At 54.1% G+C, this 22,255-nt stretch carries 18 protein-coding genes; 15 read left to right on the forward strand and 3 right to left on the reverse strand.

What is annotated here, in order from left to right; genetic code table 11:
• Positions 1–26: 26 nt before the first annotated feature.
• From LCM31_RS10725 to rpoS, 13 genes are all read left to right on the forward strand, one after another.
• The gene (locus LCM31_RS10725; protein ID WP_224869980.1) at positions 27–1,199 is read left to right on the forward strand and encodes a helix-turn-helix domain-containing protein; all 1,173 of its coding nucleotides are present in this window, start codon (positions 27–29) and stop codon (positions 1,197–1,199) included.
• Positions 1,200–1,282: 83 nt separating this feature from the next.
• Positions 1,283–2,587 carry a tRNA lysidine(34) synthetase TilS gene (tilS, locus tag LCM31_RS10730; protein WP_224869982.1) on the forward strand — a complete coding sequence of 435 codons (1,305 nt, stop codon included), beginning with the start codon at positions 1,283–1,285 and terminating at the stop codon, positions 2,585–2,587.
• A 124-nt stretch (positions 2,588–2,711) separates the two neighbouring features.
• The gene (locus LCM31_RS10735) at positions 2,712–4,340 is read left to right on the forward strand and encodes a CTP synthase (RefSeq protein ID WP_224869983.1); all 1,629 of its coding nucleotides are present in this window, start codon (positions 2,712–2,714) and stop codon (positions 4,338–4,340) included.
• Positions 4,341–4,366: 26 nt separating this feature from the next.
• Positions 4,367–5,212, forward strand: a complete 846-nt coding sequence (gene kdsA / locus LCM31_RS10740) for a 3-deoxy-8-phosphooctulonate synthase (RefSeq protein ID WP_224869984.1) — start codon at positions 4,367–4,369, stop codon at positions 5,210–5,212.
• 133 nt (positions 5,213–5,345) lie between these two features.
• Positions 5,346–6,632 carry a phosphopyruvate hydratase gene (gene eno / locus LCM31_RS10745; RefSeq protein WP_222227680.1) on the forward strand — a complete coding sequence of 429 codons (1,287 nt, stop codon included), beginning with the start codon at positions 5,346–5,348 and terminating at the stop codon, positions 6,630–6,632.
• Positions 6,633–6,850: 218 nt separating this feature from the next.
• Positions 6,851–7,165 (forward strand): septum formation initiator family protein, encoded by a 315-nt coding sequence (locus LCM31_RS10750; RefSeq protein WP_224869985.1) that lies wholly within the window; start codon positions 6,851–6,853, stop codon positions 7,163–7,165.
• Positions 7,162–7,896, forward strand: coding sequence for a 2-C-methyl-D-erythritol 4-phosphate cytidylyltransferase (gene ispD, locus LCM31_RS10755; RefSeq protein WP_224869986.1), 735 nt, complete (start codon positions 7,162–7,164; stop codon positions 7,894–7,896). The genes LCM31_RS10750 and ispD overlap by 4 nt, the downstream gene beginning before the upstream one ends.
• Complete coding sequence (gene ispF / locus LCM31_RS10760; protein WP_224869987.1) at positions 7,893–8,372, forward strand: 2-C-methyl-D-erythritol 2,4-cyclodiphosphate synthase; 480 nt, start codon at positions 7,893–7,895, stop codon at positions 8,370–8,372. The genes ispD and ispF overlap by 4 nt, the downstream gene beginning before the upstream one ends.
• Positions 8,369–9,394, forward strand: a complete 1,026-nt coding sequence (gene truD, locus LCM31_RS10765; RefSeq protein ID WP_224869988.1) for a tRNA pseudouridine(13) synthase TruD — start codon at positions 8,369–8,371, stop codon at positions 9,392–9,394. The genes ispF and truD overlap by 4 nt, the downstream gene beginning before the upstream one ends.
• A 132-nt stretch (positions 9,395–9,526) precedes the next feature.
• Positions 9,527–10,198, forward strand: coding sequence for a protein-L-isoaspartate(D-aspartate) O-methyltransferase (locus tag LCM31_RS10770; protein ID WP_224869989.1), 672 nt, complete (start codon positions 9,527–9,529; stop codon positions 10,196–10,198).
• On the forward strand, positions 10,198–11,184 hold the full coding sequence (locus LCM31_RS10775) for a DUF368 domain-containing protein (protein ID WP_224869990.1): 987 nt from the start codon (positions 10,198–10,200) through the stop codon (positions 11,182–11,184). The genes LCM31_RS10770 and LCM31_RS10775 overlap by 1 nt, the downstream gene beginning before the upstream one ends.
• Before the next feature lie 198 nt (positions 11,185–11,382).
• Positions 11,383–12,216 (forward strand): peptidoglycan DD-metalloendopeptidase family protein, encoded by an 834-nt coding sequence (locus LCM31_RS10780; RefSeq protein WP_224869991.1) that lies wholly within the window; start codon positions 11,383–11,385, stop codon positions 12,214–12,216.
• Between the two features lie 243 nt (positions 12,217–12,459).
• Positions 12,460–13,524 carry an RNA polymerase sigma factor RpoS gene (gene rpoS / locus LCM31_RS10785; protein ID WP_224869992.1) on the forward strand — a complete coding sequence of 355 codons (1,065 nt, stop codon included), beginning with the start codon at positions 12,460–12,462 and terminating at the stop codon, positions 13,522–13,524.
• Positions 13,525–13,601: 77 nt separating this feature from the next.
• Here the strand turns inward: rpoS and LCM31_RS10790 are convergent, their stop codons facing one another.
• The 3 genes from LCM31_RS10790 to LCM31_RS16410 form a co-directional block, all read right to left on the reverse strand.
• Positions 13,602–13,985, reverse strand: a complete 384-nt coding sequence (locus LCM31_RS10790) for a YdbL family protein (RefSeq protein WP_224869993.1) — start codon at positions 13,983–13,985, stop codon at positions 13,602–13,604.
• A gap of 48 nt (positions 13,986–14,033) precedes the next feature.
• Positions 14,034–14,243, reverse strand: coding sequence for a YnbE family lipoprotein (locus LCM31_RS10795; protein ID WP_404804390.1), 210 nt, complete (start codon positions 14,241–14,243; stop codon positions 14,034–14,036).
• Positions 14,244–14,477: 234 nt separating this feature from the next.
• Complete coding sequence (locus tag LCM31_RS16410; RefSeq protein WP_224869995.1) at positions 14,478–17,684, reverse strand: intermembrane phospholipid transport protein YdbH family protein; 3,207 nt, start codon at positions 17,682–17,684, stop codon at positions 14,478–14,480.
• Between the two features lie 281 nt (positions 17,685–17,965).
• On the opposite strand from LCM31_RS16410, the gene ggt reads away from it, so the two are divergent.
• Positions 17,966–19,540: a gamma-glutamyltransferase gene (ggt, locus tag LCM31_RS10805; protein WP_224869997.1), complete on the forward strand. Its 1,575-nt coding sequence runs from the start codon at positions 17,966–17,968 to the stop codon at positions 19,538–19,540.
• Positions 19,541–19,613: 73 nt separating this feature from the next.
• Positions 19,614–22,253, forward strand: a complete 2,640-nt coding sequence (gene pepN / locus LCM31_RS10810; RefSeq protein ID WP_224869999.1) for an aminopeptidase N — start codon at positions 19,614–19,616, stop codon at positions 22,251–22,253.
• The last annotated feature ends 2 nt before the right edge of the window (positions 22,254–22,255 follow it).

Consider the following 22,255-nt stretch of genomic DNA (forward strand, 5'->3'; position numbering starts at 1 on the left):
TTGGATAACCAAGAAAAAGTATAAAAGTGAATCAGGTCCTGTTTAATTTCCACGACGTGATACTGCTGATGACGGCAATGCAGTGCCTGTTTTTTGCGGTTCTCCTGTTGGCTACCAATGTGAGTAGACAGGCTAGCACGTACTTTCTTGGGGCCTTCCTATTCGCCCATGCTTTCATCCCGCTCCATGAATTGGTCCTGTGGGGGGCTGAATTCAAGTTCACTGTGCGCGAGCTGTTGCCGCAGATCTATTTCCTGGGTGGTTTCGCCTACTATTTGGATGGCATGTTGCTGTTCTTCTGCGTGAAATCCCTGATCTTCCGCGACTTTTCACTGCGGCCGCGCGATGCGGTACACCTGCTGCCATTTGTTTTTGCACTTCTTTATATGAGTGCGGTTTTCTTCCGCTTGCCGCTGGAGCAGCGCCTGGGTCTCATCAATAGCGAAGATCTGGTGTATGGCTGGCACTATGTGCTGGTGGAGTTCCTGTGCAAGAGTTTGCGGGTAGCCTATTGCGTGTGGTCGCTACTGTTGCTCGTGCAATACACGCAGCGGCTGAAGTCGACCCATTCCAATGTGGAAAAGGTGGATGTCACCTGGATCCGAACTCTGGTGTTTGGTTTTCTGGTGGTGATGGTGATGGAGGCGGCGTTGGGCATTGCCAAGATGTTCAGCCTGTATCAGCCATACGATTTGATTGTGTTCGAGAAAATCGGTCTCACTGGGTATTACACCCTGTTCGTGCTGGTGAACCTGCTCGTATTCACCGGTGTACGTTATTTCGCCAACTTTGAATCGGTGCGCGAGCCTGAGAAGCCGCGCAAGCCGGTTGTGGAGCAGGTCTGCAACCCGGCGCTTGCCGAAGAAATCGACAAGAAGATGCACGCGGAAAAGCTCTATCTGCAACCGGATGTCACCATCGATCTTCTCGCGGAAGCCCTGGAGATCCCGACGCGCGACTTGTCGATGATCATCAACCGGCATTTTGAGGTGAATTTCTACGAGTTCATCAACCGCTACCGTATTGAAGAGGCGATGCGACTCCTGCGCAGTGCCGACGGGCAGGGGAAGACCATCACCGATATCTATCTGGGGGTGGGTTTCAATAGTAAATCGGTGTTCAATACCTTCTTTAAAAAAGCAGCCGGTATGACGCCCTCCCAGTATCGCAGCGCGGAGACGCTTCCCCAGCCGGCCTGATTCGGACTGCCAGCGGTTCTTGCGCCCCGCCGCTGGCGGATATACTTTTGCTTCCTGTTTGCGCGTGATCACCCAGTTTCCTCATGTCCGATATTGCATCCAATCTGACCGAAGTACTGCAAACCGCACTGCGTCGTTACCCGGCCACCGGAGCGCTGTGGCTGGGGTATTCCGGCGGTCTGGATTCTTCGGTGCTATTGCATCTCCTGGCGACGGCGCAGATTCCGTTTACGGCACTGCATATACATCACGGACTCAGCGTACAGGCCGATGCCTGGTTGGCGTATTGTGAAACCGAAGCCGCACAGCTCGGTGTGCCCTTTGTGGCGATGAAAGTGGAGGTGGATGGCAAACGCGGTGGCGTCGAGCAGGGGGCCCGGGATGCGCGTTACGCGGCTTTTACTCACAAGATGGGCGCCGGTGATCAGGTTTTGCTGGCGCAGCACGGTGATGACCAGGCGGAAACCTTTTTGTTGCGCCTGTTGCGCGGCGCCGGCGTATTGGGGCTTGGCGGCATGGCGCAGCAGCGCGGGATTGGTGCCGTGGGTGAAGGGCGGTCGCTCTTGCGTCCTTTATTGGGGGTGAGTCGCGCGGAGTTGGAGCAGTATGCGATAGCCAATCAGTTGCGCTGGATTGAAGACGACAGCAACGCCGATGTTGCTTATGACCGAAACTACCTTAGGAGTCAGGTTGCTCCTTCCTTGAAGGCGCGTTGGCCGCTCAACGCACGGGTGGCCCAGGCTTGCGAGAATTTGCGCGAGGCGGCGGGCTTGCTCGAGGAGCTCGCCGGAGGGGATTTGAGTCGGTGCGGCGTCCGACAGGAGAGCTTTGGTAGTAGTGTTGGCCTTGTGGCATTTCGCGACCTATCGGTTCCCCGTCAAAAAAACCTGTTGCGCGGATGGTTGGCCCGTTTGGGCGCCCAGATGCCAGAGGCTGTCCATCTTGAGCAGGCGTTTTCTCAACTTGAAGCCCGGGAAGACGCAGTGATCGAGGTCTCCCTGGGTGAGCGGGTTCTGCGCCGCTATCGTGATCGCCTGTATCTCACACCACAATTGCCTCGTCTGAAATTAGCGGCGGGAGAGGGTGAATGGTCGTGGGATGGTGTGGTCGCGCTGGCGTTACCCGGTGGCTGGACGCTCAGTCCCAGTCCCGACTGGGCCCCGGGCCAATATTCCGTGCGCTTCCGCCGCCATGGCGAGCGGGCCCAGCCGCGAGAGCGCCGTCACTCCCAGACCCTGAAAAAGCTGCTTCAGGAGTACGGTCTTCCTCCCTGGCTGCGCGATCAGGTACCGTTGGTGTCCCGCGAGGGCACCTTGCTGGCGGTGGGCGACCTTTTCGTTACCGAAGAAGGTCCTCCGAAACCGCCATTCTGGACGTTTTTGGATTGAGCAGAAATCCGCTTTCTGGTAGTCTGGCGTCCCATCTCAAAGGCACCGAGTTGCGCGAGTCTGCGCGCTTGAGCCAGTCCCGCACGCCCGAACTCGTCGGGCATTCAACTGACCAAGGTTTTGCATGACGCGCTACATTTTTGTCACAGGCGGCGTGGTTTCCTCATTGGGGAAAGGTATCGCCTCCGCCTCTCTGGCCGCTATTCTTGAAGCCCGCGGCTTGAAGGTCACTATTCTCAAGCTCGACCCTTATATCAATGTGGATCCGGGTACCATGAGCCCATTCCAGCACGGCGAGGTCTATGTGACCGAAGATGGCGCCGAGACTGACCTGGACCTGGGCCACTATGAGCGTTTCGTTCGCACGCGCATGTCCAAGCGCAACAACTTCACCACTGGCCGGGTATACGAAACCGTGCTGCGCAAAGAGCGCCGCGGCGACTACCTGGGTGGTACCGTACAGGTGATCCCGCACATCACCGACGAAATCAAGCGCCGGGTGATCGAAGGCGGTCGCGATGTGGACGTGGCTATCGTAGAGATCGGCGGTACCGTGGGTGACATCGAGTCCCAGCCGTTCCTCGAGTCCGTGCGTCAGCTGCGCGTGGAAATGGGCATTAATCGCGCCCTGCTGATTCACCTGAGCTATGTGCCGTACCTGGGCACTGCCGGTGAAACCAAAACCAAGCCGACCCAGCACTCCGTAAAAGAGCTGCGCTCTATCGGCCTGCAGCCAGACATTTTGCTGTGCCGTTCCGAGCGCGCCATCGACGACGACTCCCGCCGCAAAATCGCGCTGTTCACCAACGTGGAAGAGCGCGCGGTGGTGCCGCTGCCCGACGCCAAGACCATTTACGGCGTACCACGCATGCTGCACGAGTACGGCCTGGACGAAATTGTCGTAGAGAAGCTCCAGCTCGAGTGTGAAGCCCCGGATCTGTCCGAATGGGACGACGTGGTTGACGGCAAACTGAATCCAGAGCACGAAATCACGATTGCCATGGTTGGCAAATACATGGAGCTACTGGATGCGTACAAGTCTCTGATTGAAGCCTTGATTCACGCCGGTATCAAAACCCGCACCAAGGTCAATATCGACTACATCAACGCGGAAGATGTCGAAGGCGAGAATGGTTTGGACCTGATCAAGGGTGCCGACGCGATTCTGGTACCTGGCGGCTTTGGTGAGCGCGGCCTCGAAGGCAAGCTGGAAGCGGTTCGTTACGCCCGTGAAAACAATATTCCGTTCCTCGGTATTTGTCTTGGCTTGCAGTCTGTGGTGATTGAATACGCGCGCAACGTACTCAATCTGGACGGCGCCAACAGCACCGAATTTGACGGCAAGACGCCACACCCGGTTATCGGCCTGATCACCGAGTGGATCGACAGTGAAGGCAACATTGAGACCCGTGATGAGAAGTCCGATCTGGGCGGCACCATGCGTCTCGGCGGCCAGGAGTGTCGTCTGGCGAAAGATTCCAAAGCCCGCGAAATCTACGGTGAAGATGTCATCGTTGAACGTCACCGTCACCGTTACGAAGTGAACAACAACTACGTCGATCGCCTGCAGCAAGCTGGCCTGAAAATCGGCGGCTGGTCTGCAGATGACACTCTGGTGGAAATGGTTGAACTGCCCGAGCACAACTGGTTTGTAGCCTGTCAGTTCCACCCGGAGTTTACTTCTACCCCGCGTGACGGCCACCCGCTGTTTGAGAGCTTTGTAGCAGCGGCTGTCGAGCACAAGCAGGCTTAAACAAGAAGCATAGGCAGGCGCAGATAATGAAAACCATTGAAGTCGGCAAACTGAAGGTTGCCAACGACAAGCCGTTCACTTTGTTTGGCGGTATGAACGTACTGGAATCTCGCGATATGGCCATGAAAGTGGCCGAGCACTATGTCAACGTTACTGACAAACTGGGTATTCCATACGTATTTAAAGCGTCCTTCGACAAGGCGAATCGCTCTTCCATTCACAGCTACCGTGGCCCGGGACTGGAAGAGGGGCTGAAGATTTTTGAAGAAGTCAAAAAGACCTTCGGTGTGCCACTGATTACCGACGTGCATGAGCCCCATCAGGCGGCTCCGGTTGCCGAAGTTGTGGACGTTATTCAGCTGCCTGCATTCCTCGCACGCCAAACCGATCTGGTTGCTGCCATGGCAGCAACCGGCGCGGTGATTAACGTGAAAAAGCCGCAGTTTATGAGCCCACCGCAAGTAAAAAATGTGGTGGAGAAATTTGCCGAGGGCGGCAACGAAAACATCATTTTGTGTGAGCGCGGTGCCTGTTTCGGCTACGACAACCTCGTGGTGGATATGCTCGGTTTTCGCACCATGATCGATGCCTCTGGCGGCGCACCGTTGATCTTCGATGTTACTCACTCTTTGCAAATGCGCGACCCGGGTGGTGCGGCATCAGGCGGTCGTCGCGCCCAGGTGACCGAGCTGGGCCGTGCGGGGCTGGCCATCGGTATTGCTGGCTTGTTCCTCGAAGCGCACCCGAACCCGGGCAAGGCGCTGTGCGATGGACCAAGCGCGTTGCCTCTTGAAAAGCTCGAGCCTTTCCTGGTGCAAATGAAAGCTGTGGACCAGTTGGTGAAAAACTTCGAGCCGCTCGATACCAAATAACCCGCTACCAGATAGTAGACAAACGAATAACTAAAATGAGCGGCCCAGAGCAGGCGGCCGCCGCACTTAAACTTCACAGAAACACACATTCCGAGTAAATAATTTCCGGAAAAACAAGGAGCCCGTTGTAAACATGAGCAAGATTGTTGCTGTAAAAGCTTTTGAAGTATTGGATAGTCGCGGTAACCCCACCGTTAACGCCGATGTAATTCTCGAGTGCGGCGCGGTAGGTTCTGCCTGTGCACCGTCTGGCGCTTCCACCGGCTCCCGCGAAGCCCTCGAGCTGCGCGATGGCGACAAAAGCCGTTACCTGGGCAAAGGCGTTCTGAAAGCAGTTGAAAACATCAACGGCGAAATCGCCAACCTGCTGGTAGGCATGGATGCAACCGATCAGCGTGCCCTCGACCAGGCCATGATCGACGCCGACGGCACCGAAAACAAATCCAAGCTGGGTGCGAACGCCATCCTGGCCGTGTCCCTGGCCGCAGCCAAAGCTGCCGCTATCTCCAAGGGTATCCCCCTGTATCAGCACATCGCTGAAGTAAACGGCACTGCGGGTGAGTACACCCTGCCGGTACCGATGATGAACATCATCAACGGTGGTGAGCACGCGGACAACAACGTCGACATTCAGGAATTCATGATTCAGCCGGTAAAAGCCAAGTCTTTCGCCGAAGCGCTGCGTCAGGGTGCTGAAATCTTCCACGCCCTGAAAAAAGTTCTGTCCGCTCAGGGCCTGAATACCGCTGTTGGTGACGAAGGTGGCTTCGCCCCGAACCTGCCTTCCAACGAAGGCGCCCTGAAAGTAATTGCTGAAGCCGTAGAAGCCGCAGGCTACAAACTGGGCGATGACATCACCCTGGCTCTGGACTGCGCCTCTTCCGAATTCTACAAAGACGGCAAGTACGACCTGTCTGGCGAAGGTAAAGCATTCGACAGCGCCGGTTTCGCCGATTATCTGGCTGAGCTGTCTGAAAACTACCCGATCATCTCCATCGAAGACGGCATGGACGAAAGCGACTGGGACGGTTGGAAAATCCTCACTGATAAAATCGGCGAGAAAGTACAGCTGGTGGGTGACGACCTGTTCGTAACCAACACCAAAATCCTGAAAGAAGGCATCGAGAAGGGCGTTGGTAACTCCATCCTGATCAAGTTCAACCAGATTGGTTCTCTGTCCGAGACCCTGGACGCGATCAAAATGGCCAAAGACGCAGGCTTCACCGCGGTCATCTCTCACCGTTCCGGTGAAACCGAAGACACCACCATTGCCGACCTGGCCGTTGCTACCGCTGCTGGCCAAATCAAAACCGGCTCCCTGTGCCGCTCCGATCGCGTAGCCAAGTACAACCGTCTGCTGCGTATCGAAGCCGAGCTGGAAGGCAAAGCGCCTTACCGCGGCATTGCCGAGTTCAAGTAATTCGGTAAGCCCGGTAAACTGGTAATTCGAAGCTTCAATTGTTGGAGCTAAGGCGCTGATGTCGGCGGTCCTTCCCGGGACCGTCTGCGGCCAGGACGGCCGCAGCCGAGCCCCCATGGATGGGTTCACGGCGTGTCCCGGGAAGGACCGTCGGCAGCAGTGACGCCACGAAACCCAACTCGTGCGAGCCCCGAAACGCCAGATAGAGAAGAAGACAAATGAAATGGCTGCTGGCAATCCTCACAGTAATGCTGCTGGTCTCCCAATACCGATTGTGGGTGGGCGAGGGCAGTTTTGCGGATGTGACCAGACTGGAACGGCAGCTTGAAGAGCAGCAGCGAAAAAATGCTGCACTTGAGCGGGAAAACCGCCACCTCCTAAGGGAAGTCCGTAGCCTTAAAGAAGGCACCGACGGCGTCGAAGCCAAAGCCCGTTATGACCTCGGCCTTATCAAAGAAGGCGAAACCCTGTTTATTTTTCTCGATCAGGATGAGCACAAAAATCCTGCGCAGTCACAGCGAGAAAAACAATGATCCCCTCAGATAGCCACGCGACCACCGATTACTGGGTCGTAGTGCCTGCCGCTGGCGCCGGCAAACGCATGGGCGCAAAGACACCCAAGCAGTACCTGCCCATTGATGGCAAGCCACTCATCGCCCATACCCTCGAAAACATATTGTCCTGGCCCGGACTGAAAGGCGTTGTTGTTGCGCTTTCCGCAGACGACGCTGTATTCGCAACACTGGATTGTGCGCAGGACGACAAAGTCCAAACCGTTATTGGCGGTGCCGAGCGCGCCGACTCTGTTCTTGCCGCCCTCGAGTACCTCAGTCAGCACCAATCACCGGCCACCTTAGTGTTGGTCCATGATGCCGCACGACCGCTGGTCAGTACTGAAGACATCGACAAACTTCTCGCCGCCGCCCCCATGGCACTGCTTGCCCAGCCCGCCAGCGATACCGTTAAGCTCGCCGGTGAAGCGAATTCTGTAAGGCAAACTCTGCCCAGAGAACAAATCTGGCTGGCGCAGACACCACAGAAAGCACCGCTCGGCACCTTGCTGCAAGCACTGCAACGTGGCCTTGATGAGAACCCAAAGGCAATCACTGACGAAGCCAGCGCACTCGAATTAGCGGGCCATGCCCCCGAGCTGGTAGCGGCCTGCTGTAGCAACTTCAAAATTACCCATCCGTCAGATCTGGTGCTCGCAGAAGCCCTGCTTCGCCACCGGTCCGACGGCGCCTCATCAGGAAACAAACTATGAGCCTCAGAATTGGCCAGGGCATTGATGTACATGCCTTCGGTCCCGGAGATCACGTCGTCCTGGGGGGCGTTCGTATTCCACACGATCAGGGGTTGGTCGCACACTCTGATGGAGATGTGCTGCTGCATGCCCTTGCCGACGCGTTACTGGGCGCACTGGCCCTCGGCGATATCGGCAAGCATTTTCCGGATACGGATGCCGCTTATTCCGGTGCAGACAGCCGCGTGTTACTGCGCCATGTAGTGGGTCTGATTCATCAGCAGGGCTACCGCCTGGTTAATGCCGACGCCACACTGGTTGCCCAGGCTCCCAAAATGGCACCACACATCGATGCCATGCGCGTAAATATCGCTGCAGACTGCGCCGTGGATACCGGTGCAATCAGTGTTAAAGCGACCACCAGCGAAAAGCTCGGCTTTACCGGTCGTAAAGAAGGTATCGCCGCCCAAGCGGTGGTGTTGCTGGAGAAGCTGTGAACGAGTCCGTAAATCATTCTGAAAAAGAAGGTGAGCAAGCCTGGGATCTGAATTGGCCCCGTGCGCTCGGCGGAGCCGCAGTGCAGGCGGACTTTCGCAGTGAGCCGGAAGACTTTGTGGTGGATGAACTGGCGTCCCCTCAGGAGGAGGCTGGTGAGCACGTCTATTTACATATTCGCAAGCGTGGCGCCAATACGGGTTTCGTTGCTCAGCAACTGGCTCAACTCGCCGGCGTGCAAAGTAATGATGTGGGCTACTTTGGCCTGAAAGATCGTCATGCGGTGACTACCCAATGGTTCAGTGTCTGGCTGGCACAGAAGCCAGAGCCCGATTGGATACAACTGAACAATGAGGAAGTTCAGGTGCTGCGGCACTTTCGCGGTGCGCGCAAGCTGCGCCGCGGTGAGCATTTGGCGAACCGTTTCCAGATTCGGCTGCGCAACGTAACCGGTAATTATTCAGCTGCAGAAACCGTACTCTCGCAGATACACCGAGGGGTACCCAATTATTTTGGTGAGCAGCGTTTCGGCCACAACGGCGGTAACCTGAGCCTGGTAGATCGTATCGTGGCGGAGCCGATCGCCGGCAAGCGCAAACGCCTGCCGCGCAACCAGAAAGCGTTTGCCTTGTCCGCAGCGCGCAGTTGGCTTTTTAACCAGGTACTGGCTGCACGGGTAGAACAAGGCACGTGGATGGAAGCCCTGGCAGGGGAGCCGGAAGCGACAGGCAGTGGCCCACTATGGGGGCGCGGAAGGAATACGGCCTCTGGCGAGCAGCTCTCGCTGGAGCAAAACGCGATGGCGCCTTGGCAAACCTGGCAGGACTGGTTGGAGCATGGTGGTTTGAGCCAAGAGCGCAGACCATTAATGTTGATACCCCAAGGGTTTGAGTACCGGTGGGAGGAGCAGGAAACGGGCAGAGATTTAGTCCTTAACTTCGCTTTGCCACCGGGCACATTTGCCACTGCGCTGCTGCGGGAAGTGGCCGAACTGGCCAATCAATCTTCTGTGGCCCTAAAATAAGTAAAAACTAACGACAACAAACTGTGACCGTGGGAGCGAGTGTCTTCCCGGTCAATCGCCGGAAAGCGTGGTTCTTTTTGGGAGGACTGCTCGGGGGCCGGTGATTTGCTTGTAGGGAGACTATCAATCCTTATGGATCGATTTAGACATGAAGGCCTGGGTATGACGTCCCAGCGCACCCGCAACCGTTTGATTCAACGCTTGCGTGACGAGGGGATCAGTAACGAAGAAGTGCTGGATGTTATGGCATCCACGCCCCGTCACCTGTTTTTGGATGAAGCCCTGGCGATTCGCGCCTACGAAGACACTGCATTGCCCATTGGCTATGGGCAGACAATTTCCCAACCCTACATTGTTGCTCGAATGACCGAGCTACTGCTGAGCAGAGCCTCATCGCGGGCACGCGTATTAGAGGTTGGCGCCGGCTCAGGCTACCAAACCGCCATTCTCGCCCGCTTGGTTGAGAAACTGTATTCCGTGGAACGGGTTGAACCCCTGTTGGTCAAAGCTCGTCAGCGGATGCGTGAATTGGGGATATTTAATGTGGAAATGCGCCTGAGCGGTGGCGGTTTCGGTTGGCCGGAACAGGAAACCTTTGATGCCATTCTTTGCGCGGCAGCGCCCGCGACGGTTCCCGACGAATTGCGTGAGCAGCTGGCACCGGGCGGGGTGATGGTCATTCCTGTGGGGAGTGAGCGCCAGTACCTGACGATTGTCACTCGCAGCGAAGACGGAGAGCGCTTTGATGTGGAAAAAGCCGAGCCGGTTCGGTTTGTACCCCTGCTAAGTGGCGTGGTGCGTTAATGGCCACAGGGAACAAGGCGTCGACAAATACCATTTTGCGAAGTCGTTACTGGGGCGTTGGCTTGCGTGGCCTTGCCATGGGTGCCGCGGATGTTGTTCCGGGTGTTTCTGGAGGCACAATTGCCTTTATTACCGGCATTTATCAGGAGCTGCTCGATTCTCTGAGTAAAATTGGTCCGCATACCGTAGTGTCTGTATTCCGGAATGGTATTGCCGCCACCTGGCGAGAAATCAACGGAAGCTTCTTGTTGGCACTCTTCAGCGGCGTTCTTATTAGTATTTTCAGCTTGGCCAAGCTGATCAGTTTTCTGCTCGAAAATTACCCAATTCTCGTTTGGTCGTTCTTCTTTGGTTTGATTCTCGCCTCCGTGGTACCGATCGCCCGCCGGGTAATGCATTGGCAGTGGTCCAGCTGGTTGGCTCTTGTATCTGGGGTTGTCCTGGCCATTTTAGTTAGTGAAATGCGACCGACAGAGATAGTCGCAACGCCGTATACCTTGTTCTTTTCAGGTGCTTTGGCGATCTGTGCGATGATCTTGCCCGGAATCTCCGGTTCTTTCATTCTGCTAATGATCGGTATTTACCCACAGGTGATCAGTGCGGTCCACGAACTGGAGATCGGCGCACTGGTTTGGTTTGCAGCTGGAGCAGGCTGTGGATTGTTATTGTTCAGCCGGGTACTTTCCTGGCTAATGCACCGTTTTCCTTCTGTAACGCTTTCATTTCTTGTCGGTGTGCTGTTGGGGAGCCTGAAAATCGTGTGGCCCTGGAAGCTCGCCAACGGCGCTGTGGGAGAACTGAGAAGTGCCAAGCTGGCGCCAATGTTGTCTAACGTGTGGCCAATGGAGTTTACCGTCGTCACCGGACAGCCTTCTTATTTTGTAGGGGCGGCGGCTGCTGCTCTGGGAGCTGTGATTCTGGTGCTTGCGCTCGAATGGATCCATGGCCGGCATGTAGGAAAAGTTGCACAGGAAAATGGAGAATAACCTACGGTGAAACGGGTCATCCTAGACCCGGTTCAGGTTCGCAGCATACACGGTAGGATGTATCAGCTGTGCGCGACCAGATGATGTCTACGTAAATTAGTTGTAAACAGATTTATTGGCTGTCAAAGGCCACTGATTCAGCGATTTTCTTTAGACGCTTTTTCCATAAATGGACCCCTTTGATGTAAAAAGAGAATAATGAAACGGCGCATTTATCGACATTTTGAGGCCATATCTGCCGGCTTTGGTGGATGCTTTTTGCGTCTTTGTCCCAATTTTCTGGGTCGGCTTGTAGTTGTTTTCTGTGCAGCGCTTCTGCTTGCTTCGTGCGCGAGTAATCTGGCCCCAACTTCCTCCTTGAAGCAACCCCCAAGCCAAAAGATTCGCCACCACACTGTCAGCAAAGGTGAGACCCTTTACTCCATCGCATGGCGTTACGGTAAAGATTTCAAAGAGTTAGCGTCAGTAAATCGTATCCCCGCGCCTTATCGGATATTTCCCGGGCAGCGCCTCGCGCTGACTGGGCGGGCTCCTGTTGTGACTAACCAGCCGGTAGCCAAGACCGTTGCGAAAACAAAGAAAGTGACTCGTCAAGCGCCAGCCAAGGCATCCAAGCCTGTACCGAAGGTTGTGAAAAATTCGTCAATTTCGGACGGTAATAAAAATGTCACAAAATGGCGTTGGCCGGTTCGTGGCAGGGTGCTCTCTCGTTTTCAGGCCAACGACCCCTTGCGCAAGGGTGTTGATATCGCCGGGAAAAAGGGGGAATCTGTTCAGGCAGCGGCGGATGGCACAGTGATTTACGCCGGAAGCGCACTGAGAGGTTACGGTAAGCTTTTGATCATCAAGCACAACGAGGCGTTCCTCAGTGCTTATGCCCACAACGACAAGTTACTTGTTGGCGAGGGCACGAAAGTCAGAGCAGGGCAACGGATAGCGGAATTGGGTTCAAGTGGTACTGACCGCGATATGCTCCACTTTGAAATTCGCAAGAATGGCCAGCCGGTAGACCCATTGGCATACCTGCCATAAGGGGCCTGCCGAAATAAGCGCGATAACCGCTCACCCATACGCTGTTGTGCAATAAAAATGGATTTTTATTTATAACCACTTGAGGTAGTCACCGGGATCGGAAGTAGCTGCCCTGCAGTGACCCTACTCACCAGTGACGGTGAGTTGCCGAGACCGGAGGCTGTCGCAGCTGACAGCGGCCGATTCAGTGATCGAATGCTGTCGCCAGCGACTGATACAGGCAAAGTACAAGGAGTTGGGGAAATGGAAGCACAACGTCATGATCAGATGGATTTTGGTGCTAAGACAGATGTCGCGCCGGAGTCCTTCGATCAGGAAAAAACCTTAACCGAAACCAAAACAAGCCGTACCCGGAGTAAAACGGCAAAAAAAAACTCTGAAACAATCTCCCACAAGACATCGAAGTCCACTTCGAAAACCACATCTACAAAAACAACCATACGAAAGCTCGACGATGCAGCCGGGCAAAAAAACCTCGACGCTACCCAGTTATATCTCAACGAAATCGGATTCTCCCCATTATTAACCGCCGAAGAAGAAGTCTACTATGCGCGTAAAGCGCTACGTGGCGATGCGGCGGCCCGCAAGCGCATGATTGAAAGTAACTTGCGACTGGTTGTGAAAATAGCCCGTCGTTACGTTAGTCGTGGTCTCGCGCTCCTGGACTTAATCGAGGAAGGTAACCTCGGTCTTATCCGTGCGGTGGAGAAGTTTGACCCTGAACGGGGTTTCCGTTTCTCGACTTACGCTACTTGGTGGATTCGCCAAACCATTGAGCGTGCCATCATGAATCAAACGCGGACCATCCGTTTGCCCATTCATGTTGTGAAAGAGCTTAATGTTTACCTCCGTGCCTCTCGGGAACTGGCTCAGAAGCTGGATCATGAGCCAACGGCGGAAGAAATCGCCAATTTACTGGAAAAACCCGTTGAAGACGTAGAGCGTATGCTCGGCCTTAATGAACGCGTTACTTCAGTCGATACGCCAATCGGCCCTTCGTCTGAGAAAACGTTGGTGGACACCATTCCTGACCAGCATGAATCGGATCCTGCGGAATTGCTGCAAGATACCGACTTGTTTGACAGCATTAACCGCTGGTTGGGCGAGTTGCCAGATAAGCAGTGTGAAGTGGTTTCGCGCCGGTTTGGGCTGCGAGGCTACGAAGCCAGTACCCTGGAAGAAGTCGGTCGTGAAATAGGTCTGACCCGCGAGCGTGTACGCCAAATTCAAGTGGATGCGCTTAAGCGTCTACGCGAAGTCATGGAGGGGCAAGGGCTCGACGGTATGTCGCTGTTTGCGAATCTCTGATCAGTACAGATTGAAAATCGCTTAAGTCCAAAAAACCCGCAACTCAGGTTGCGGGTTTTTTTTATGCCTTGAAATCGCTACTTTTGTTTCCAGCGCCCCAGATTGTCCTGATAGTACTCACCTTTCTTGAGTCGGGCTTCTAACTTTTCTGCTGCCCGGGCGGCTACCTGACTGATGTCAATCTTGTTACGCTTGGCGATTGCCGCATACTCGTTTTTACGCTTGCGGTTTACCTCGTTCACCAGTTTTTCCAGCTCTGGCGAACTGTCCTGCACAATAGCGATATAACCGCTGTTTGCCTCCCCAACCAGACCTTGAGTTTGCGCCTGTTTGAGCGTAATAGCACTCGCGGGAAGGGCGAACAGAAAGGCGAAAATTATTAGTGCGCTTGCAAGCAATGGCTTACGTGTGCGCTTCGTCGGCAAGGCGTGTTCTGCGCGAGAAATAAAAGTGTTTAGCATGTTTGTGTATCCTTCAATTATCCAGCTGCGACGTATTTTCTGTCCGCTCTAGAAAATGCCTTCCTTGTCTTCAAACAAGTCGTCCAGTTCTTTGTCAACCTTTACACGAATCTCGTGCTCGATTTTCACATTGAGATTCACGGTAATTGGCTCGCTTGGGGCCTGGACCGCTACGGTGGGGGTACATCCGATCAGGGTCCCACTGAGCGCCAGTGCGCCCCACAGGGCCAGGGGCTTCAAACTGTCTGCTTGGTTCACTACAAACTCCTGCGGCTCTCGGGTAATGACTCTTTCAGCGCTACTTGGATCGCGTAGAGGAAAGAGCCGAAAACGCACCAATTGCTGGCATCCTGCCAAACCGATGGGGGATACACGCAATGGTTGCTGATTACTATAGATAGTTCAGGATTAACCGTTCCTGAACACATGGAACCCGGTGGGGATTTGGCGCCCAATATGGGGGCTGACCTGGATCTGTTCGATTAGGCTTACTCACTGGGCTTGTTGCTCCAACACATCGGTTAAATCACGGCTAGCCTGCAGTGACCGAAGCATGCTGGGGACATTGTTTTCCAGGTTCAGATTAATGATCAGGTCGCGCTTCGCGTCTATCGCCTGGCTGTTCCCTGTTAGCTTCAAGTTGAGCTGCAAATCACCACTCAATGGATATTGAATAGTGCCATGAATGTCCCGGTAGGTGTAATCCTCCAGCGCTCCAGCCACCAGTTTCAATTGTGGGTTGCTGGATAGCATTTGCGGGGAGAATGCGCCGTAGTAGCGCATACGTCCACCCGGTGGCCGGGATTGTAAGCTTCCGCCTTTGACCGTAACGCCCTGGGCATCTGTGGTAATCGGTATCGTTGCATCCAATAGCCCACTTGCGGAAAAATTGGTCGACTCCAGTTCGGTGGTCAGTGCGCGCAGAGAAATACCGGTGAACTGGAAGGTGGATTGTCGCTTTTCCCCACCGAAGTTCCATTTAACCATGTCTGAAGTCAGGGCTCCCTCGAGCAGTTCAGACGAAAAATTCTTCAGTATAAGATCACCAGATGCGCTGATAGTCAGGTCGAAGTGCAGATTGTTAAGGGCGACACCCGCATCAACAGTGTCAGCAGTAACTCGCGCTGGGCCGGTTGTCGCCCATGAGTCACCCTCTCGCTCAAGAGATATTGTGGAATCTATCCCTAGCGCATAGCTGTTATTGTATTGAACAACGGCATCCGATAAAGAGGCCTGGGCGATATCCTGTTGGTTATCTGGCCAATGGAGTTTTGCAGTGCCTTCGAGTTTTCCTCCTATCAGGTTGGCAGGCAGTCCATCTACACCCATTGCCAGTGAGTTACTGCGGCTGAATTTGGTGGAAGGGAGTACAAGTTCCAGCATCCCTTCTTGCTTTTTGCGATTGTGTTGCCAGTTGCTATTAAATTGCAGAGGGCCACTGGTGACGGTGCTGGTCCCGGTTAACTGTTTGTCATTGAACTCAAATTTCCCGTGGGATGCCAATTGTATCGTCAATGCATCTACGGTTTTGATGGCAAGTTGGTCTGCACGATAATTAGAGAAACCGGAAGTTATCGCGCTATTCTGGGCTGCGTTTATCGAAGTTTGGGCCCGTAATGTCGTAAAGTTAAAATCCTCGAGAAACACGATTCCCTCAAGGCTATGTTCTGCAAGTGCCATAGGTGCGAAGCTGACAGCAATTTGTGGTGACTCACAATGCGTTTTTGTCGCATCAATTTCGCAGTGTGCTTCAGGGGAAAATAGCTCAGAGTTGTCAGCGCTTATTTCGCCTGATGTGCTTTTATCTACCGTCATGTTCAGGACGCGGAGATCGACAACGGTCGATGCGCTATCCACATTTCCAGACAATGCTACTTCAGTCTGTAGAGTAAGGTTTTCTATGAGAGTATTTTCTTGCGCAAGACTGAGATTTGAAGCCTTTGCGTCCAGTTGAAATGTACAGGCTTTGGACAGAATGTCTGCACACTTAACTTCCAGCAGCTTGCCTTCGATTTTGGCGTTGGGACGTTCTTTAGACTGCGCAGGGGCCTCCATAGTCACCATAAGTTGGGGCGTACTTACCTGCATTGGGCCTGGAATTTTCTTGGCGCTGAAGGACACTGCTTGATCACGGGGAAGAGTGACTTTTGTCGTGCGCCAATCTTGTAATGCCGCCGGTGTTTTGGATTCCGGTTGTTTCAGTAGGAATTCGGTTTTGTTAGATGATTTCCATTCTACTGACAAATCGCTGATACGTTGCCGTTCGCCAAGAAGTTCGGTGTTCAACTTGGGGAGCGTAAATGTTGTGGACACAGCGTGCGTGCCGGATAGTCGCTTTACCTCATATCCCGCCAAACGTTTTTTAATGGTCGGGTGCTCGAGTACTTCTTGCCAATTCGCCAGATCAAGGTCTGTATCGATCGCAACCAGGGGCAAGCTTTCCACGGACTCCGCAAGGCGGAGTCTGGCATTGAGTAGTGGTACATCTTTATCTGCTTGCGGGCCTTGAACCTGTATTGAGAGCTCACCACGGATCTTTTGTGCTGAAAGTGGCTGCAGGCTATCGAGTTCGACGGAAATCGGTGATCTGGTGTTTGTGGTGATGAGTACTGGAGTACCCATGAGTTTTTTGGGGAGGGGTACCGTCAGGTTTTCAACTTGGATATCGCTGTGAAGATCACTGATACCGTGCAGTCCTTGGATCTCATCATTAATCTGTCCGCGTAGGCTAATCGAAGCTGACCCTCGGCTTTGCGTGAGCAGGGCGAGCCCGCTGTGCCAGTTCTCTGTGGACGAAGAGGGCAGCTGTTGTCCGATATTTGCGGTTAGTGTGGATAACCGCTCTGCGACGAGCTGGGTGTTGCTAGAAAGATCCCACGCTGCAGGAGCGCTGTCGGGGAGTTTTCGTAGGTGGCCTGAAACACTCGCAACCACATCTTGATCATGAGTGAGTTCAAACTGAAATTTTGGGCGGTCGCTAATCGGTCGTATGTCCACTGACAGCAGGCATCCATCGCACTGTGAGTTGCGTATATCCCCCGTAATGGAGCCCTGGCTATTGCGAGAAAATTGTGCAGTAGAGTATCCGGGTAAATGGTCGGGGACCTGAATTGTACGAATTTCGACACTCCGCACAGGTAGCGCTTGTAGCTGTTGAAGCAGGTCGCTGATTATTAGAGCTTCGCGCTCTGTGTCTTCGTCCTGGTCTACTTTTGTGGATTGGGAACGACCGGAATCGGATTCACGGGTAGTAGTGGCCTTTGATTCAGGTTCCTGTCCTGCTGTGCCGGGCGCCGGTCGCGCGGTGGCATCTCCGATCTTCTCGATAGTCAGCTGATCGATGGATACCTCCGCTTTGGGAGCGGCCTCACTGTTGGCAGTGAAAACGTGGGCGATCAGATCGTTGAATGGTTGTATCTGGAGGTTGGCCAGGAGAATTTGCTGGTCTTGTTCCGTTTCTATGACCAATTGCTGGATATTCGCACGCCAGTCGCCATCGTCTCGGGATACCTGAAGCCGCTCAATCGAGGTCACGCGCGCGTTATCGAGTTGCTGATTTATTAACCAGGGCAGCCAGGTGTGTCGAGTGACCCAGGTGGCCACCCCAGTAACAATTCCAGTAACAAGAATCGCCAGGGTAAAAACGACAAAATAGCGTACCAGCACCTTCGCGTTGCGTTGGGGGAGGCGGGATGTCACGCGCGCGAATACCTCAGTTGACCGGTATGGCTATTACAGAGAGACTTGTTCTGAGAATAACGAGAAGGGCAGTTATTGTGAAATTCCAGATGACATTTTTCCTCAAGCGTTGCATGTGCGATGGCGCCCAAGTGCCGAAAACATCGCGAATAGTGCGGGCGGCAACTGCGACAGCCGGTGCATTTCTAAGCACCTTATTGTTTTCCGCCAGTGTTACAGCTTATGACCGTGTTAACGGGCAAGGGTTCGCAAGTCGCTCACCGGTCTTGGCGACGCAGGGCATGGCCGCCACTAGCCACCCCTTAGCGACGCAAGTGGCGCTGGATATTCTGAAAAAGGGTGGCAGTGCCGTGGACGCAGCAATTGCTGCCAATGCCGCTCAGGGGCTGATGGAGCCAACAGGCAACGGAATTGGCGGGGATTTGTTCGCAATTATCTGGAGCGCCAAAGATAAGAAGCTGCACGGGCTAAATGCCAGTGGCCGGTCGCCAAAATCCCTGCCATTTAATTATTTTGCCGATAATAGTCTGGAAAAAATACCATCTCATGGTCCTTTGCCCGTTTCAGTGCCGGGCGCGGTAGATGGCTGGTTCGAGCTGCATGAAAAATTTGGCAAGTTGCCCATGCAGGAACTGCTGGCGCCAACCATTCGATATGCCAATGAAGGGTTTCCGGTTACTCAGCTGGTGGCTTACTACTGGAATCGCTCGGTTCCCAAGCTGGAGAAGTTCCCAGGGTTCCGGGAGACTTATATGCCCGGCGGCAAGGCGCCGCAGGAGGGGGACCTTTTTCGAAATCCCCGCCTTGGCAGCACCCTGCAGAAAATTGCCGATGGTGGTCGCGATGCCTTTTATAAAGGTGATATCGCGCGCGAGATCGACCGCTATATGAAAGCCAATGGTGGTTTCCTGTCTTACGAGGACCTGGCCGGCCACACTTCCGATTGGGTGGAGCCAGTTTCCACCAACTACCGCGGGTACGATGTATGGGAGCTGCCACCGAACGGCCAAGGTATCGCAGCACTGCAAATCCTCAATATTCTGGAAGGCTACGACCTGAAAAAGCTTGGACGTACGAGCCCAGAATACATTCATCTTTTTGCCGAGGCCAAAAAGCTCGCGTTTGAGGATCGCGCCAAATACTACGCCGATCCGGATTTCAACCAGCTACCGGTGCAGGAGCTGATCTCTAAATCCTACGCAGAGAAACGTCGTGCCTTGATTGACCCCAATAAAGCGGCAAAGCGCTACGAGGCAGGAACCGTTGCACTACGACACGGCGATACTATCTACCTCACTACCGCGGACAAAGACGGCAACATGGTGTCTCTGATCCAGAGTAATTATCGGGGTATGGGATCTGGTATGACCCCCGGCGATCTGGGCTTTATCTTGCAGGATCGAGGGGAAATGTTCAGTTTGCAGGAAGGGCATTTCAACCAGTACGAGCCGGGCAAGCGTCCATTCCATACCATTATCCCGGCGTTTGTAACAAAGGATGGCAACCCCTGGTTGAGCTTCGGCGTTATGGGCGGTGCCACCCAGCCACAGATGCATGCGCAGATCGTCATCAATATGCTGGACTTCGGCATGAATGTGCAGGAGGCCGGAGATGCCCCTCGAATTTTGCACAGTGGTTCGAGTCAGCCCACCGATGAACTGATGGAAGACGGTGGCTATCTGAGCCTGGAAGATGGATTTCCAATGGAAACCCGGCGCAAACTTGTCCAGATGGGGCATCAAATCCGCTTTGAAAGCGGCCCCTATGGCGGCTACCAGGCAATCCAGAAGACAGAAAACGGCGTCTACCACGGTGCTTCTGAAAGCCGAAAAGATGGCCAGGCTGCCGGTTACTAATCACAAGTTTATTGATTGCAATGTGGAGGCGGGATAACCGCCTCTCCACAAGATTTACTAGAGACTGTTTAGAATGCAAGACACACAGCCGCAAACAATTTTCCTGAAAGACTATCAGGTGCCGGATTATTTGATTGACCGGACGGAGCTGACGTTTGATCTCGATCCTCACGCCACGCTCGTAAAGTCGCGATTACAGGTCCGGCGTAATCCGGCGGCCGATACTGCCGGAACACTCCCACCGTTGTGGCTCGACGGGGTCGATCTCGAGCTTCTTTCCGTCGCGGTAGATGGCGAGCTGCTGCCGGCGCAGCGCTACAGCGAGCAAGCGGATGGATTGTTGCTGACTGTGGACAAAGAATCGTTTGTACTGGAGGTGCAGACCCGTATTGCACCCGAAAGCAATACTTCGCTGGAGGGCTTATACCTTTCTAACGGTATGTATTGCACCCAGTGCGAGGCGGAAGGGTTCCGCAAGATCACATTTTATCCGGATCGCCCGGATGTTATGAGTGTGTTTACCACCACGATTGTTGCGCCCGCCACTTACCCGGTTCTTCTTTCAAACGGAAACAAGATTGACAGCGGCATGACCGAGGATGGGCGTCTGCGTGTGACCTGGGAAGACCCGTTCGCCAAACCTTCCTATCTATTTGCCCTGGTTGCTGGTGACCTGCAGTTTGTGGAAGATCACTTTACTACGAGCAGTGGCCGCAAAGTGATTTTGCAGCTGTTCACTGAGCCAAAGAATATTGGCAAGACCGCGCACGCCATGGAGTCTCTGAAGAAGTCCATGAAGTGGGATGAAGAAGTCTACGGTCGCGAGTATGACCTGGATATCTTTATGATTGTCGCCGTAGATCATTTCAACATGGGCGCGATGGAAAACAAGGGATTGAACATCTTCAATTCCGCTTGCGTTCTCGCGAGCCCGGAAACAGCGACCGATGCAGCGTTCCAGCGTATCGAAGCGATTGTAGCCCATGAATATTTTCATAACTGGTCCGGGAACCGCGTGACCTGTCGGGACTGGTTCCAGCTCAGCCTGAAAGAGGGGTTTACCGTATTTCGTGACGCGGAGTTTTCCGCAGACATGAATTCCCGTGGGGTGAAGCGGATTGAAGATGTCACATTGCTGCGTACGGCTCAATTTGCCGAAGATGCTGGCCCGATGTCACACCCGGTACGTCCGGATTCCTACATGGAAATCTCCAACTTCTATACCCTGACCGTGTATGAAAAGGGTGCAGAAGTCGTGCGCATGATCCACCGTCTCCTGGGCGCCAAAGCATTCCGTCGCGGCAGTGACCTTTACTTTGAACGGCACGATGGCTGCGCGGTTACCTGCGAAGATTTTGTGGCGGCGATGGAAGACGCCAATGGTGCCGACCTGACCCAGTTCCGCCGTTGGTATAGTCAGGGCGGTACGCCGGTGCTTGATGTTGAGGACAAGTACGACGCGCAAGCACAGGAATACCACTTAACCATTCGTCAGCACACTCCGGATACGCCGGGGCAAACCGACAAACAGCCCTTACATATGCCGGTAGCGGTAAGCCTGTTGGGTGCGGATGGCGCGGAGCTTTCGCTGGACAAAGAGGCAAGCACCGAGCGGGTATTACATCTGACGGAAGCGACGCAGACATTTACCTTCGCAGATATTCCAGAGCGACCCCTGCCATCTTTACTGCGTGGATTCTCCGCCCCGGTAAAACTGCGTTACCGCTACACAAGTGATCAGCTTCTATTCTTGATGCAGCACGATACGGATTCTTTTAATCGCTGGGATGCAAGTCAGCGACTGGCGTTTGATGCGCTTGCACAATTACAGCACGCTTATCGTGCTGGCGGTGATATGCAGGTACCGGAGGCCTTGTTACAAGGCCTATCAGCTGTTTTAGAGGATACCCAGCTGGACCCGGCGTTGGTTGCGAAGATGCTGACGCTGCCAAGTCCACAAGAGCTGGCTGAACACGGTGAAGTCATAGATGCCCAGGCAATCATCGGCGCTCGCGTATTCGTACGCGACTCAATCGCTAAAACTCTGGAATCACAATTCCTTCAACGTTATCAGTCACTGGATCAACGCAAGCCTTATCAACCCGTTGCGGCGGATATTGCCGAGCGTAGCCTCAAGAATACGTGTCTGACGTACCTTTGCGCCTCCGGGAATGCGGATGCATTAGCGTTGGCTGAAAGCCAGTTTAGGCGCGGGGAAAACATGACGGATGTTGCCGCCGCGCTTGCAGCGCTCATTGAATTTGGCCCCGCGGAACAGGCTGAAGAGTATCTTGAATCGTTCTATCAGCAGTGGCAGCAAGATACGCAGGTAGTGGAAACCTGGTTTGGCCTGCAGGCGGGCAGCGCGAATTATGGAACTCTGAGCCGGGTGCGCGGGCTGATGTCTCACCCTGCGTTCGAGTTTACCAATCCGAATAAAGTGCGCGCGGTAGTCGGAGGTTTTGCCATGCGTAACTTTACTCAGTTCCATCGGGAAGACGGAACTGGGTATGCGTTCTTAGCCGAACAGGTGATTGCGCTGGATAAGTTAAATCCACAAATTGCCGCACGGATTGTCACACCACTCACCCGCTGGCGAAAGTACCGTGCACTGGAGGCGGAGCAGATTCGATCCGCATTGCAGAGGGTGTCTGACAGTGGTGAGCTTTCGAGAGACCTCTATGAGGTAGTCAGTAAGGGGTTGGAAAACTAATC

This window comes from Microbulbifer agarilyticus, assembly GCF_020171345.1.
Taxonomy (GTDB): domain Bacteria; phylum Pseudomonadota; class Gammaproteobacteria; order Pseudomonadales; family Cellvibrionaceae; genus Microbulbifer; species Microbulbifer agarilyticus_D.

Coding starts and splice junctions, on each gene's coding strand:
- LCM31_RS10750 (WP_224869985.1), top strand. CDS start 6,851: ATGAAATGGCTGCTGGCAATCCTCACAGTAATGCTGCTGGTCTCCCAA.
- kdsA (WP_224869984.1), top strand. CDS start 4,367: ATGAAAACCATTGAAGTCGGCAAACTGAAGGTTGCCAACGACAAGCCG.
- tilS (WP_224869982.1), top strand. CDS start 1,283: ATGTCCGATATTGCATCCAATCTGACCGAAGTACTGCAAACCGCACTG.
- LCM31_RS10770 (WP_224869989.1), top strand. CDS start 9,527: ATGGATCGATTTAGACATGAAGGCCTGGGTATGACGTCCCAGCGCACC.
- eno (WP_222227680.1), top strand. CDS start 5,346: ATGAGCAAGATTGTTGCTGTAAAAGCTTTTGAAGTATTGGATAGTCGC.
- LCM31_RS10790 (WP_224869993.1), bottom strand. CDS start 13,985: ATGCTAAACACTTTTATTTCTCGCGCAGAACACGCCTTGCCGACGAAG.
- ispF (WP_224869987.1), top strand. CDS start 7,893: ATGAGCCTCAGAATTGGCCAGGGCATTGATGTACATGCCTTCGGTCCC.
- LCM31_RS10775 (WP_224869990.1), top strand. CDS start 10,198: ATGGCCACAGGGAACAAGGCGTCGACAAATACCATTTTGCGAAGTCGT.
- LCM31_RS10735 (WP_224869983.1), top strand. CDS start 2,712: ATGACGCGCTACATTTTTGTCACAGGCGGCGTGGTTTCCTCATTGGGG.
- LCM31_RS10780 (WP_224869991.1), top strand. CDS start 11,383: ATGAAACGGCGCATTTATCGACATTTTGAGGCCATATCTGCCGGCTTT.
- ggt (WP_224869997.1), top strand. CDS start 17,966: ATGGCCGCCACTAGCCACCCCTTAGCGACGCAAGTGGCGCTGGATATT.
- ispD (WP_224869986.1), top strand. CDS start 7,162: ATGATCCCCTCAGATAGCCACGCGACCACCGATTACTGGGTCGTAGTG.
- pepN (WP_224869999.1), top strand. CDS start 19,614: ATGCAAGACACACAGCCGCAAACAATTTTCCTGAAAGACTATCAGGTG.
- rpoS (WP_224869992.1), top strand. CDS start 12,460: ATGGAAGCACAACGTCATGATCAGATGGATTTTGGTGCTAAGACAGAT.